10 protein-coding genes are annotated in these 13,640 nt (G+C 67.4%); 4 read left to right on the top strand and 6 right to left on the bottom strand.

Annotated features, from left to right (window positions below; all coding sequences use genetic code 11):
• Positions 1-85: 85 nt before the first annotated feature.
• On the bottom strand, positions 86-1,747 hold the full coding sequence (locus tag WS54_RS04600) for an ABC transporter substrate-binding protein (RefSeq protein ID WP_059783923.1): 1,662 nt from the start codon (positions 1,745-1,747) through the stop codon (positions 86-88).
• A 372-nt stretch (positions 1,748-2,119) separates the two neighbouring features.
• Here WS54_RS04600 and WS54_RS04595 point away from each other — a divergent pair, with 372 nt between their 5' ends.
• A complete protein-coding gene (locus WS54_RS04595) occupies positions 2,120-2,527 on the top strand; it encodes a DUF427 domain-containing protein (RefSeq protein WP_034205125.1) in 408 nt (135 codons plus the stop codon).
• Between the two features lie 184 nt (positions 2,528-2,711).
• The gene (locus tag WS54_RS04590; protein ID WP_059783925.1) at positions 2,712-3,704 is read left to right on the top strand and encodes a sulfonate ABC transporter substrate-binding protein; all 993 of its coding nucleotides are present in this window, start codon (positions 2,712-2,714) and stop codon (positions 3,702-3,704) included.
• A gap of 39 nt (positions 3,705-3,743) precedes the next feature.
• Here WS54_RS04590 and WS54_RS04585 read toward each other — a convergent pair whose 3' ends face one another.
• Complete coding sequence (locus WS54_RS04585) at positions 3,744-4,328, bottom strand: putative glycolipid-binding domain-containing protein (RefSeq protein ID WP_059783927.1); 585 nt, start codon at positions 4,326-4,328, stop codon at positions 3,744-3,746.
• A 196-nt stretch (positions 4,329-4,524) separates the two neighbouring features.
• On the opposite strand from WS54_RS04585, the gene WS54_RS04580 reads away from it, so the two are divergent.
• Positions 4,525-5,433: a LysR family transcriptional regulator gene (locus WS54_RS04580; protein WP_059783929.1), complete on the top strand. Its 909-nt coding sequence runs from the start codon at positions 4,525-4,527 to the stop codon at positions 5,431-5,433.
• A 3-nt stretch (positions 5,434-5,436) separates the two neighbouring features.
• Here WS54_RS04580 and potE read toward each other — a convergent pair whose 3' ends face one another.
• The gene (gene potE, locus WS54_RS04575; protein WP_059783931.1) at positions 5,437-6,822 is read right to left on the bottom strand and encodes a putrescine-ornithine antiporter; all 1,386 of its coding nucleotides are present in this window, start codon (positions 6,820-6,822) and stop codon (positions 5,437-5,439) included.
• A gap of 61 nt (positions 6,823-6,883) precedes the next feature.
• A complete protein-coding gene (locus tag WS54_RS04570) occupies positions 6,884-9,184 on the bottom strand; it encodes an Orn/Lys/Arg decarboxylase N-terminal domain-containing protein (RefSeq protein WP_059783933.1) in 2,301 nt (766 codons plus the stop codon).
• A 507-nt stretch (positions 9,185-9,691) separates the two neighbouring features.
• On the opposite strand from WS54_RS04570, the gene WS54_RS04560 reads away from it, so the two are divergent.
• Positions 9,692-11,872 (top strand): ornithine decarboxylase, encoded by a 2,181-nt coding sequence (locus tag WS54_RS04560; protein WP_059783935.1) that lies wholly within the window; start codon positions 9,692-9,694, stop codon positions 11,870-11,872.
• Between the two features lie 114 nt (positions 11,873-11,986).
• Here WS54_RS04560 and WS54_RS04555 read toward each other — a convergent pair whose 3' ends face one another.
• Together WS54_RS04555 and WS54_RS04550 are read right to left on the bottom strand one after the other, a co-directional pair.
• Positions 11,987-13,144: an iron-containing alcohol dehydrogenase gene (locus WS54_RS04555; protein WP_059783937.1), complete on the bottom strand. Its 1,158-nt coding sequence runs from the start codon at positions 13,142-13,144 to the stop codon at positions 11,987-11,989.
• Positions 13,141-13,476, bottom strand: a complete 336-nt coding sequence (locus WS54_RS04550; protein WP_059783939.1) for a putative quinol monooxygenase — start codon at positions 13,474-13,476, stop codon at positions 13,141-13,143. The genes WS54_RS04555 and WS54_RS04550 overlap by 4 nt, the downstream gene beginning before the upstream one ends.
• Positions 13,477-13,640: the final 164 nt, after the last annotated feature.

The following is a 13,640-nucleotide window of genomic DNA, read 5'->3' as shown; positions in this document are numbered from 1 at the left end:
CGCGGCCGCGCCATATCGAGATCCGGTACGTCGTCGCCGAACGTCGACCGTGCGACCGCGCATCTCGCGTCCGTCGACATCTCCCTCAATCGAGCCACACGCCGTCGAACCGGTGTCCGCCGAGCGGCGAGAACGTCAGCCCGTGTACGCGCCTGGAAATCGGCAGCGACACGATCGACGTCGCGATCGGCGTGAACGGCACCTGGTCCTTGAACACCACCTGCGCCTGCTCGTACAGCGCCGTGCGCTTCGCGACATCCGCGTTCGAACGCGCCGCCGTCACGAGTTGCTCGAAGTCCTTGTTGCACCACTTCGCGAGATTGCTGCCGTGCACCGCGTCGCAGCCGAGCAGCGTGCCGAGCCAGTTGTCGGGGTCGCCGTTGTCGCCCGACCAGCCGTACAGGATCGCGTCGTGCTGCCCGTCGTGTTTCGCGCGGCGGTTGTATTCGCCCCATTCGTAGCTGACGATCTTCGCGCGCACGCCGATCTTCGCCCAGTCCTGCTGGATCAGTTGCGCCATCAGCTGGGCATTCGGGTTGTACGGGCGCTGCACGGGCATCGCCCACAGCGTCAGGTCAAAGCCGTTCGGAAAGCCGGCCTGCGCGAGCAGCGCCTTCGCGGCCGCCGGATCGCGCGGCGCGTCCTTCAGGCGCGGGTTGTACGACCATTGCGCGGGCGGCATCGGGTTCGTCGCGATCGTCGCGTCGCCGTTGAACACGGTCTTGATGATCGCCGCCTTGTCGATCGCGATGTCGAGCGCGCGCCGCACGTCGACGCGATCGAGCGGCGGATGCTGCGTGTTGTACGCGACGAAGCCGACGTTGAAGCCCGTCCCCGAGAACAGCGTCAGCTTCGGGTCGCGCCGCACCGTCTCGAGATCGGCCGGCCGCGGAAACACCGACACCTGGCACTCGCCGGCCACGAGCTTCTGCAACCGCGCGGCCGGATCGGGCGTGATCGCGAACACGAGGCGCGCGAGCTTCACGTCGTCCGGTTTCCAGTAGTCGGGATTCGCGTCGTAGCGGATCAGCGCGTCCTTCTGGTACGTGCGCAGCAGGAACGGCCCCGTGCCGACCGGGAACTGGTTGATGTCCGACTCGCGATGGCGCGCGGCGAGCTGCGACGCATATTCGGCCGACAGCACCGACGCGAACGCCATCGCGAGATTGCGCACGAAGACGACGTCGGGCGACTTCAGCACGAAGCGCACCGTATAGTCGTCGACCTTCTCGATGCGCTCGATGTTGCGGTCGAAGCCGAGATCGCTGAAATACGGGAAGCTGACCGGATAGGCCTGGCGAAACGGATCGTTCGGGTCGAGCATCCGGCGGAACGTGAACACGACGTCGTCGGCCTGGAACGGCCGAGTCGGCTTGAACCACGCGGTCGTCTGAAATTTCACGCCGCGCCGCAGGTGGAACGTGATCGTGCGCTGATCGGGCGACACGTCCCAGCTCGTCGCCAGCGACGGGACGAGATCGAGCGTGCCGCGCTTGAATTGCACGAGCCCGTTGTAGATCGTGTATGTGCTCGCATCGAAATCGGTGCTCGTCGTATGCTGACCGGGATCGAAGCCGGCCGGGCTGCCTTCGGAGCAGTACACGAGTGTCTTGCCCGCGGGGGCCGCGAGTGCGTGCGGCACGGCGCCGGCCAGCAGCAGCGACGCGGCCATGCAGCGCAGCGCGGCGCCGGCATGCGATACGCCGCGCGTACGGCGCGCGGCTGACGAAACGAAAGGATTCTTCATGGTGAGAGAGGCAAGCAAGAAGTGCCATGCGAATGACGACCGTCGATCTTCGCGCGCATCCCGCCGATCGCTTACCAATTAATTCCGCGTTGCTTATCGTCGCGGATGCATCCCGCTGCCCCTGCATGGGAATGTCCATGCGAGCGCCGTGGACATGCTCGCGGAACACCGCCGCGACGCCCGGCCCGGCGTCATGACGCAGCGCCGTTCGCTCACGGTTGCGGACATCCTTCCGGCCCCCTGCAGGTTCCGCGGAATTGGCGCATCGTATCGGTTGGCCAACGCCGGCACCGGTGCGCGGGAATCCGCCGGCGCACGCATGCCGGCACGGCGCGCCCGCGGGTGCGCCGTCCGTTCCTGGAGGACCCACGCATGTCGCTCAACCCCGATACGCCGTCTCGTCCCGTGAAGTCGCCGGGCCCCGATCATCCGATCCTGATCGAACCGCACTCGTCGCGCGTGGTCGTGAAAGTCGCCGGCAAGGTCGTCGCCGATACGCGCCATGCACTGGTGCTGCGCGAGGCCAGCTATCCGGCGGTGCTGTACATTCCGCGCGAGGATGCCGACATGTCGCTGCTCGAACGCACCGATCACGCGACCTACTGCCCGTACAAGGGCGATTGCGCGTACTACTCGATTCCGGCCGGCGGCGAACGCGCGACCAATGCGGTGTGGACGTACGAGCATCCGAATCCGGCAGTCGAATCGATTCGCGGGCACCTCGCGTTCTATCCGGACCGCGTCGATTCGATCGAGGAAAGCCTGCTCGTCACCGCCTGAGCGCGCGGCGCCCTGCCGCGTCGCCGTTCACGTATCGTCCGGCGGCTGATTTGCATATGCGGATTCATTGGTTGGCCGCCGTCCCGCATGGTCGTATCGTCTCGAGTCCGGCGCGGGCCGGCCGCGTCCCGTGCCGATCGCGCCATGCCCGCGCGCCCCGTGAACCCTCCAGCAGGACGCCTCGATGAACGACACACCGCACGCAGACCTTGAAACGACCCCGGCGAACCCGCACCGCCGCCGGTGGCTGCACGGCGCGGCCGCCGGGCTGGCCGGACTCGCGCTCGGGCCGCTCGCGGCCGCGCCCGCACGCGCCGACGCCGGCGGCACGCGATTGCGCATCGGCTTCCAGAAATACGGCAACTTCGTCGTGCTCAAGGCGCGCGGCACGCTCGAGAAGCGTCTCGCGAGCCAGGGCGTCACCGTGCAATGGCTCGAATTCCCGGCTGGCCCGCAACTGCTCGAAGGGCTGAACGCCGGCGCGATCGACGTCGGCACGGTGGGCGAAACCCCGCCGATCTTCGCGCAGGCCGGCGGCGTCGATTTCGTCTACATCGGCAACGAGCCGCCCGCGCCGCAGGGCGAGGCGATCGTCGTGCTGCCCGATTCGCCGATCCGCACCGTCGCGCAACTGCGCGGCAAGAAGGTCGCGTTCAACAAGGGCTCGAACGTCCACTATCTGCTCGTGAAGGCGCTCGAGCATGCGGGCCTCACGTATGCCGACATCCAGCCGATCTACCTGACGCCGGCCGACGCGCGCGCCGCTTTCGTGCAGCGCAGCGTCGATGCGTGGGTGATCTGGGATCCGTATCTGGCCGCCGCCGAACGGCAGCTCGGCGCCCGCGCGATCGCGAACGGCGACGGGCTCGTGCGCAACACGCAGTACTACCTCGCGGCGCGCAAGTACGCGGCCGCCCACCCGCAGGTGGTGCGCGCGCTGCTCGACGAAGTCGACGCGGTCGATCGCTGGGCGCGCGATCACGTGCCCGACGTGGCCGCGCAACTGTCGCCGCTCGTCGGCCTCGACGCGCCGACGCTCGAAGTCGCGCTCAAGCGCGCCGGCTACGGCGTGCAGCCGATCACCGATGCGACGGTCGCGTACCAGCAGAGCATCGCCGACGCGTTCAGCACGCTGAAGCTGATCCCGGGCAAGCTGTCGGTGGCGAGCGCGCGTTGAAGCGTCACGGTGCAGGCGCGCGATTCGCGATGCGGCGCGTCACGGCGCAGGCGTCGCGCCGATGCGTCGCCATTCGTCGTAGTCGGTGACGAGGCCTGCGTCGTCGATCGCGATATCGGCCGCATACGTGCCGCTCTCGTAGCGATACACGTGCGGCGCGGTGCGCGTATAGCGCTGCTCGCCGCGCACGATGTCGACATCCGGAAACCTCAGCCACGCGGTGCGAATCGCGGCCGACTCGCCGACGGCAAGCGCCAGCCGCCGGATCGGCAGCGTATTGGTCGACGGACTGAAGCCGAGATCGATATCGGTTGCGCCCGCAAGCATCGGCGCAGCGACGCCGTCGATCGTCCACTGCCCGGCATCGCAGGCAATGTCCCATTGTCGTGGCGGCGCCGTACCGGTCCATCGCGTCACGCGCGCCGAGCGCGTGAGCCAGTCGGTCCCGCATGCGATCGCGTAATCGATGCGAAACGGCGCACCGTCGATCGCGCCCGCCACCGCCCCCGACAGCGCGATGCCCGTTTGCGACTCGTCGAGCCGGCACCATTCCGCCGCTTGCCACGTCTGCACGATCTGCCATGCGACGCAGTGCGTCCGTGGCGCTTCGCTACGTTGCGTCATGTCGGGTCTCCTGTCGGTCGCGCGCAAGGAAACCGATTTTCGCTCACGGCGCGGATGAACGCACGCGGCTTCGACGGCGCGGGTCGCCCTCCGGCCGATAGTCAGTATCGGCACGACGCACACGTCGCCCTTCCGCCGCTTTGGTACCATCCGTCGATCGGTAAAAATCGGACCGGAAGACAAAAGGCGCGACTTCATGGATTTGTTGGCGACGATGCGCATCTACGTCAGGGTCGTGGAGCGCGGCACGATGTCCGGCGCGGCGCGGGATCTCGACATGGGCCAACCGGCCGTCAGCGAGCGCATCGAGAAACTCGAAAAGCATCTCGGCACGCGGCTGCTGATGCGCAGTGCGCGCACCCTCGCGTGCACGGAGGAAGGCCGCATCTTCTACGAACGCAGCAAGGCGCTGCTCGAAGCGGCCGAACTGGCCGTTGCATCGGTCTCGAAGACGGAGAATGCGCTCGACGGCTCGATCCGGCTCGCGGCGCCGCAATGTTTCGGCGAGGTCGTGATGCCGGGCGTGCTGATGCAGATCCGCACCGCGTATCCGAAGCTGCACATCGACCTGGTGCTGAACGACGATATCGTCGATCCGGTCACGGAGGGCGTCGACGTGTCGATCCGGGTCGGCCAGCTCGGCGACGGCGGGTTCGTCGCCTACGCCCTCGGCTCGGTCGGCCGCGTGCTCGTCGCCGCACCGTCGTATCTCGACCGGCACGGCCCGCTCGACACGAAGGCCGATCTCGCGAACCATCCGTTCATCCGCGTGAAAGGCGTATTCGCGAACGAACAGGTGCCGCTTCAGTGCGGCGGCAGCGCGGTCGAATACGCGCGCATCCGGACGGTCATGACCACCAGCCACTGGCGCCCGATGTTCGACACGATCGCGGCGGGCGGCGGCATCGGCGTGGTTCAGTACCCGGCGTGCGCCGATGCGCTCGCGCAGGGCCGGCTCGTCCGCCTGCTGCCGCACTACGACATCCCCGAATTCGCGCTCAACGTGCTGGTGCACGCGCAGCGGCCGCTGCCGCCGCGCGTGCGCGCCGTCGTCGATCTGCTGAAAAAGGCGCTTCCGCCGTTACTGATGAAGCACGACCGGTAGCCGTCACGCCTGCAGCGACTTCCCCGGCTCCTTCACGTGCGCATCGACTTCCATCTGATAGAAGCGCGCGCTGACGAAGCCGAACAGCGTCCAGCCGAGGAACACGCACAGGCCGCCGAGCATCAGCGCCTGCTCGCCCGAACTGAACAGCGCATAGAAACTGTACGCGGTCGCGACCATCGCGATCACGTTCGTCACCAGCGCCTTGCCCGGCGGCACCTTCGCGACCTTCTGGATCGTGATCAGCGCGGCCATCGACATCACGTAAGGCACGAGGTTCGTGACGACCGCGAGATCGACGATCTTCTGGAACTGGCTGCTCAGCTCCGGGCTGATCGTCATCAGCGCCAGCGCGACCTGCGCGACCAGCAGGATCACCATGCCGACGATCGGCGTGCCGGTGCGCGTCGCGCGTGCGAACACCGGGAGGAAATAGCCGACGTCCGCCGAGCTCTTGAACACCTGCGCCACCGTGAACTGCCAGCCGAGCAGCGAGCCGATGCACGCAATCACCATCAGCCCGGTGACGATCGTGCCGACGGTCGGCGTGAACATCGTCGCGAACGCGATGCCGAACGGCGCATTCGACTTCGCGAGGATCGCGTTGGGCACGATGCCCGCGATCACGTTGGTCGACACGATGTAGAAGAGCGCCGACGCGATCGTGCCGCCGAGCACGGCGATCGGCACGTTGCGCTCCGGATTCTCCACGGCGTCCGAGTTCGCGCACGCGGATTCGAGCCCGAGGAACGCCCACAGCGTCACCGCGATCGAGCTGCCGACCGCCGGCCCGAACGGCATGCCGTGCGGATTCCACGCCGCGCCCCAGGTCGCGCCGCTGAACCAGAACCAGCCGATCAGCGACACGACGACGACCGGAATGATCACGCCCCACACCGTCACCGCGCCGATCCGGCCGGTGATGCGCGAGCCGCCGAAGTTCGCGACCGTCGTCAGCACGAGCAGGAAGATCGTCCACAAGCCGGTCTGCAGCGGCGACAACGTCGCGTCGAACAGCACGGTGCCGTAGCCGACCGCCGTGACGCCGATCGCGACGTTGGCGATCACGAGCGACAGCCCGTACGTGTAGTTCGCCATGTAGTTGCCGGCCTTGCCGAACGCGTACTCCGCGTAGCCGCCCATCCCGCCCGGCTTGCGGCTCAGCATCCCGCAGCGCGCGAACGCATAGGCCAGCGCGAGCGAGCCGCCGGCCGTGACGATCCACGACAGCAGCGAGATCGTGCCGACCTGCGCGAGCTTCGACGGCAGCAGGATGATGCCGGAGCCCATCATGTTGACCGCCGTGAGGATGGTGAGCTGCCAGACGTTCATCCGGTTTTTCGGCGCGGCCGCCGGGGCCGCGTCGGACATGCGCGCTGCGTTTTCCATGGTGTCGATCCTTCGATGTGAGGCCGCCGCGCGGCCGGTCGCTCGTACGCCCGGCCGGGCTTCAGGCCGTCAGGCAATACACGCGGTACGTGCCGTCCTCGACCTCCACGCCGTGCGTGTCGTGCGCGAACCCCGGGAACCGCCGGTCGTACGCTTCGAGCGCCTTCAGGTAGCCGAGCACCGGGCCGCCGGCCGGCCCCGCGTTCTCGCCCGGCATCAGGAGCGGGATACCCGGCGGATACGGCACGACGCCGGTGGCCACCGTGCGCCCGGCCAGCTCGTCGAGCGTCACCTGCTCGATGCGGCCCTGCACGAGATGCTCGTACGCGCGCACCGGGCTCATCTCCGGCTTCGGCAGGATCGAGAACGCCTCCGACATCAGGCGCGTCGTGCCGAGCTGCTCCATCGCCGCGAACATCGTGTCGGCCAGGTCCTTCAGCCCCATGCCCGCATAGCGCGAGCCATGCGCCTTCGCGAGCGACGGAATCGCCATGTCGAGCGGCAGGTTCGCGTCGTAGTCGCGCTTGAAATCGCACAGCGCGCTGACGAGCGACCCCCACTTGCCCTTCGTGATGCCGATCGAGAACAGGAACAGGATCGTGAAATCGGTCGTCTTCTCGACGACGATGCCGCGCGCATCGAGATACGCGGTGACGACGCTCGCGGGAATGCCGACCGGCATCAGCCCGCCGGCCGGCGCGACGCCCGGCGTGACGATCGACACCTTGATCGGATCGAGCATGCAGTAGCCGTCCTCGACGTTGCCGAAGCCGTGCCATTGCGCGCCGGGGCGCAGCACCCAGCACGCCGGGTCGCTCGCGAGCAGTTCGGGCGGCGCATCGTGGAACGGCAGCGTGCGGCCCGTGCGCGCCTCCAGCACGGTGTCGGGCTGCCAGCACTCGAAGAACCAGTCGCCCTTCGCGCCGAATTCGCCGTTCATCCGCGCGATCATCTGCCGGAACGCGACCGCCTCCTCGATCGACTCGCGCGTCAGCGCGGCGCCGCCGGGGCCGTCCATCATCGCGGCCGCGACGTCGTTCGACGCGATGATCGCGTAGTTCGGCGACGTCGACGCATGCATCATGAACGTTTCGTTGAACTGACCGTGCGGGATCGGGCTGCGGCCGTCGCGCACGTGGATGTACGACGCCTGCGACAGCGCGGTCAGCAGCTTGTGCGTCGACTGCGTCGCGAACACCGTGGGCCGGTCCGCATGATGGTCGCGCGGGTCGCCGTGCATTGCATGACGGTCGCGGTAAATCGGATTGAAACGCGCGTAGCCGTACCACGCCTCGTCGAAGTGCAGCCGGTCGACGCTCGCGCCGAGCAGCTCCTCGACACGCGTCACGTTGTAGCAGAGGCCGTCGTACGTCGAGTTCGTGACGATCGCGTGCTTCGGCTGGCGATCCGCCAGCCCGGCCGCGAGCGGGTTCGACGCGATCGCCTCGCGGATGGCCGTTTGCGTGAGGCGCTCCGCGGCGATCGGCCCGATGATCCCGTAGCGGTTACGCGTCGGCACGAGGTAGGTCGGAATCGCGCCCGACATCGTCATCGCATGCTCGGCCGACTTGTGGCAATTGCGGTCGCACAGCGCGATCTGGTCGCGGCTCACGCTCGCCATCAGGATGATGCGGTTCGACGTCGACGAGCCGTTCGTCACGTGATACGTGCGATGCGCGCCGAACACGCGCGCCGCGTAGCGCTCGCTTTCGCCGATCGGGCCCGAGTGGTCGAGCAGCGAGCCGAGTTCGCCCACCGAGATCGACAGGTCCGAGCGGAACAGCGATTCGCCGAAGTATTCGAAGAACGCGCGGCCGACCGGCGATTTCAGGAAGCCGGTGCCGCCGGTGTGACCGGGCGTATGCCACGAGTATTCGTAGACGCGCGAGAACTTCGCGAGCGCGCCGAACATCGGCGGCAGGACGGTCGAGCGATAGCGTTCGATCGACGCGTGAATGCGCCCGCCGATGAAGTCGGCCGTGTCCTCGAGCAGCCACACGAAATCGTCGACCTTGCCCATCACCGCGGCCGGTACCGACGACGCGACGCTGCGGTCGGCCAGCAGGAAGATCGGCACGCTGCCGTTGCGATGCCGGATCGCGTCGACCACGGCCTCGGACGGCCCGTGGCCGTCCACGCCGAGATCCCAGTCGAGCAGCACGCACTGGATCGACGGATCGGAGCGGATCAGCACGATGGCATCGTCGGCGGACGTGGCCGTCAACACGTCGATACCGCGTTGCGCGAGCTCCGCGCTCAGCGTGCGGACCGCGCGCCCGGTTGCGGTTTCCTGCGCGATTTCGTCGTCGACCAGTAGCGCACGCATGCCCAGACGACGAATGCCGCCGACAGAAGTATTCATGATGTTGACCCTCGCTGTTGCGTTGCTTCGATTGGTATCGTTCGTCTCACGAGCACGCGGACAGCAGGCCACGGGCAGCGGCATGAGACGCTCGCAATTCCGGCTTGATTCGCCATCCAATTCGGAGCCGACTATGCCATAGATGCTTTTCTCTGAAAAGCTGACGATTCGGTAAAACCATCGGCGCCTTTCAAATCGGATTTCATCATTGGATCATTTTTATGTGCACCGCAGCATGCCAATTCCGGATTGTTTGATCATGCTCATGCCGCAATGACATTGCCGATTCGGTTCGATTGAATTCGCGGGATTTTGTTGCTACGATCGGCTGCGCCGGACCCGGCCCGATCGCGGCGGCGCCGCGCCGCGCAAGGCTTCTGGTGCAGTGCGCATTCGGCATTCAGCATTCGCGGGACCGTTTCGATCGGCTGCAGCGCGTGTCGGGCCTGGATTGCGCGCCGATATGAATGCGGCTCCCGTTTTCAGGTCATTTACCGGAGAGTTCGCGTGAGCCTGTTGAAAATCGCAGTCGAGCCGGCGCTGATCGGCGCCTTCCTCACCACGCACGAACAGGTCGACGTATTTCAGACCGATTTCACGAATATCGCGGCAATCGTCGTCGGAATCGATTCCGCGGAAAAGGTGCTGAAAACCGTCGAAAGAACCGGTTTCGCGATTCCGTTCTTCGTCGCGGTCGAGCCCGACCAGGAAGTGCCGCCGTCGGTCCTGCCGCGCGCGAGCGGCGTGATCCAGCTTCGGCACGGCGGCCGCCATTACTACGGCCGGCAGATTTCCGCCGCCGCCGACATCTACAGCGAGAACCTGCTGCCGCCGTTCTTCAAGGTCATGCGCGAATACGTGCAGCGTGGCTACGTCGAATTCGACTGCCCGGGCCACCAGGGCGGCCAGTTCTTTTCGAATCATCCGCTCGGCCGAATGTTCTTCGATTTCTTCGGCGAAACCCTCTTTCGCGCCGATCTCTGCAACGCGGACGTCCGGCTCGGCGACCTGCTGATCCACGAAGGGCCCGCGCTGGAGGCGCAGCGCAACGCCGCACGCATCTACAACGCGGACAAGACCTACTTCGTGCTGAACGGCACGTCGACGTCGAACAAGGTCGTCACGAGCGCGCTGCTCGCGCCCGACGATCTCGTGCTGTTCGACCGCAACAACCACAAGTCGGTGCACCTCGGCGCGCTCGTGCTGTCCGGCGCGCGGCCGGTCTATCTCGAGACCGCGCGCAACGCGTGGGGCCTCATCGGCGGCGTCGACAGCGCGGCGCTCGGCGAGGCGCGCATTCGCGACGCGATCCGCGACGTCGCGCCCGAGCGCGCCGACCTGCCGCGCCCGTTCCGGCTCGCGGTGATACAGCTCGGCACCTACGACGGCACGATCTACAACGCGCGCGAAATCGTCGACCGGATCGGCCATCTGTGCGACTACATCCTGTTCGATTCGGCGTGGGTCGGCTACGAACAGTTCATCCCGATGATGCAGGACTGCTCGCCGCTGATGCTGACGCTCGGCCCCGACGATCCCGGCATCTTCGTCACGCAGTCGGTGCACAAGCAGCAGGCCGGCTTCTCGCAGACGTCCCAGATCCACAAGAAGGACAGCCACATCGAAGGCCAGAAGCGCTTCTGCGATCATCGGCGCTTCAACAACGCGTACATGATCCACGCGTCGACGAGCCCGTTCTACCCGATGTTCGCGGCGCTCGACGTCAACGCGCAGATGCACGCGGGCCCGGCCGGCAAGCGCCTGTGGCGCGACTGCGTCGCACATGGCGTCGATGCGCGCAAGCTGCTGCTGAAAACCTGCCGCCAGATCCGCCCGTTCGTCCCGCAGCAGATCGACGGCCGCCCGTGGGCCGATTACCCGACCGAGCAGATCGTCGACGACCTGCGCTTCTTCCGCTTCCATCCGGCCGACGCGTGGCACGGCTTCGAAGGCTATGCGGACGACCAGTATTTCGTCGATCCGTGCAAGCTGCTGCTGACCACGCCCGGCATCGATCGCGATACGCACGAATACGCGCCGTTCGGCGCACCGGCGCCGATTCTCGCGCGCTATCTGCGCGAGCACGGCGTCGTGCCCGAGAAAGCCGACCTGTACACGATCCTGTTCCTGCTCACGCCGTCGGAGAGTTTCGGCAAGCTGCAGCATCTGGTCGCGCACCTCGCGCAATTCGAGCGTCATCTCGACCAGGACACGCCGCTGCGCGAAGCGATTCCATCGCTGTGCGAAGCATATCCGGAGCTGTACGGCACCATGCGCCTGCGGCAGCTGTGCCAGCGCATGCACGATTTCTACCGCAGCCACGACATGAAGCATCTGCAGAAGCAGATGTTCCGGCGCGCGCAGTTCCCGAAGCAGGCGATGCTGCCGCAGGCCGCGAATGCCGAGCTGATCCGCAACAACGTCGAACTCGTCACGCTCGACCGCATCGCAGGCCGGATCGCGACCGAAGGCGCACTGCCCTATCCGCCCGGTATCTTCTGCGTGGTGCCGGGTGAAGTGTGGGGCGGCCCGGCGCTCGACTACTTCCGCGCGCTCGAAGCCGGGATCAACGCGCTGCCGGGCTTCGAGCCGGAAATCCAGGGCGTGTACCTGCAGACGAAGCCGGACGGCACCAGGCAGGCCTCGGCGTACGTGGTCGCGGCCGGCGCGGACGCGTCGCGCCTGTAAGGACGGAGGGCTGCGGACGCGCGGCCGGTGCGCCGGCATGCGCATGCCGCAGCACGGCCCGCACGGCAGGCCGCGTGTGCCCCGTGACGGCCGACGCCGTGCCTGCGCCGCCCGTCACCACGCCTGCCGGTAGATCTCCAGCGCGTCGGCCTCGGTCACCTCGCGCGGATTGTTCACGAGCAGGCGCGTCTGCAGCATCGCGTCCGACGCCATCCTCGGCAGATCGGCCTCGCCGATGCCGACCTCGCGCAGCGTGCGTGGAATGCCCGTCGCGACGATCAGCCGGTCGATCTCGGCGATCAGCGCATGCGTTTTCGCTTCGTCGCTGCCCGTGGCCGACGGCGCGACGATGGCCGCCAGTTCCGCATACAGCGGCGCGGCGGCCGGTGCGTTGAAGCGCAGCACGTGCGGCAGCACGAGCGCATTCGACAGCCCATGCGGCACGTGGAAGATGCCGCCGACCGGATAGGCCAGCGCGTGCACGGCCGCGACCGGCGCATTCGCGAACGCCTGCCCCGCGAACATCGCGCCGACCAGCATCGCTTCGCGCGCGCGCCGGTTCTGCCCGTCGTCGCATGCGGCAAGCAGGTTGCGCGACAGCAGCGTCAGCGCGTGCGTGGCCAGCATGTCGGATACCGGATTCTTCAGCCGCGCGGACGTGTACGCCTCGATCGCGTGCACCATCGCGTCGATGCCGGTGGCGGCCGTCGCCGCGCGCGGCAGGCCGAGCGTGAGTTCCGCGTCGAGGATCGCGACGTCCGCGAACAGATGCGGCGACACGACGCCCATCTTGCGCGCCTCGCCGACCGTCACGATCGACACGGCCGTGACCTCGGAGCCGGTGCCGGCCGTGGTCGGCATCTGCACGAGCGGCAGCCGCGCGCACGAGACCTTGTCGACGCCGTACATGTCGGCCAGCGCCTGCTGCCCCGGCGCGAGCACCGCGATCAGCTTCGCGACGTCCATCGACGAGCCGCCGCCCAGGCCGAGCACGATTTCGGCATCGGCCGCGACGGCCCGCTCGGTCGCCTCGAGCACCACGTGCTCGGGCGGATCGGCGATCACGTCGTCGATCACGGCGACCTGCCAGCCGTGCGCGGCGATGCTTTCCAGCGCGGGCGCGAGCACGCCGCTGCGATGCAGGAACGCGTCGGTGACCACGCACAACCGCGCGAGCGCCGGAAAGCGTTCGCGCAACAGCGCGCCGAGCCGGCGCGCGGCGCCGAATTCGACGATCTGCGTCGGAACGGTACGGAATTGGAACGGGTTCATCGGGTGCCTCCCGGTGGCGTCGCCGTGCCGGCGTCCGGCTGCACCATGTAGCGGATCACGTCGCGACGGTCGAGCAACGGAATGATCGCGCCGACGCCGATCCGCTGGAAATGCGGCGTTTCCCGATGCGCATCGAGGCCGTCCGCATCGCGGTAGCGCTCGAGGATCACGATGTGGTCGGGATGCTCCGGCGACCGGAAGTACGCGTAGTCGAGGTTCTTCGGCTCGGCCCGCGTGGCCGGCGCGAGTTCCGCGAGCAGTTCGACCACGCGGTCGCCGTTGCCGGGTTTCGCGAAGTAATGCGCGATCACCTGCAGATAGGGTTCGTTCATGCTGCGCTCCAAGTTCGACACCAGGCCGTCACGACGGGAGCGCACACCATCCGCCATGAACCGGACGGATTCAAACGCGATGAGGCGGCACCGTATCGCTGACGCGTCGTCGCATTGTATTGAATCGGCCCGGCCTTCGCAGCGCCGCGGCCGGGCCGCGAACA

Origin of the sequence: Burkholderia sp. NRF60-BP8 (assembly GCF_001522585.2) — a bacterium.
Lineage (GTDB): Bacteria > Pseudomonadota > Gammaproteobacteria > Burkholderiales > Burkholderiaceae > Burkholderia.
Note: the sequence above shows the minus strand (reverse complement) of the source record. Positions and strands in the feature narration are given on the sequence as shown.

What these genes read in the sequence shown, in the direction of transcription:
- WS54_RS04600 (WP_059783923.1), bottom strand. Translation starts at nt 1,747, where the DNA reads ATGAAGAATCCTTTCGTTTCGTCAGCCGCGCGCCGTACGCGCGGCGTA.
- WS54_RS04595 (WP_034205125.1), top strand. Translation starts at nt 2,120, where the DNA reads ATGTCGCTCAACCCCGATACGCCGTCTCGTCCCGTGAAGTCGCCGGGC.
- WS54_RS04590 (WP_059783925.1), top strand. Translation starts at nt 2,712, where the DNA reads ATGAACGACACACCGCACGCAGACCTTGAAACGACCCCGGCGAACCCG.
- WS54_RS04585 (WP_059783927.1), bottom strand. Translation starts at nt 4,328, where the DNA reads ATGACGCAACGTAGCGAAGCGCCACGGACGCACTGCGTCGCATGGCAG.
- WS54_RS04580 (WP_059783929.1), top strand. Translation starts at nt 4,525, where the DNA reads ATGGATTTGTTGGCGACGATGCGCATCTACGTCAGGGTCGTGGAGCGC.
- potE (WP_059783931.1), bottom strand. Translation starts at nt 6,822, where the DNA reads ATGGAAAACGCAGCGCGCATGTCCGACGCGGCCCCGGCGGCCGCGCCG.
- WS54_RS04570 (WP_059783933.1), bottom strand. Translation starts at nt 9,184, where the DNA reads ATGAATACTTCTGTCGGCGGCATTCGTCGTCTGGGCATGCGTGCGCTA.
- WS54_RS04555 (WP_059783937.1), bottom strand. Translation starts at nt 13,144, where the DNA reads ATGAACCCGTTCCAATTCCGTACCGTTCCGACGCAGATCGTCGAATTC.
- WS54_RS04550 (WP_059783939.1), bottom strand. Translation starts at nt 13,476, where the DNA reads ATGAACGAACCCTATCTGCAGGTGATCGCGCATTACTTCGCGAAACCC.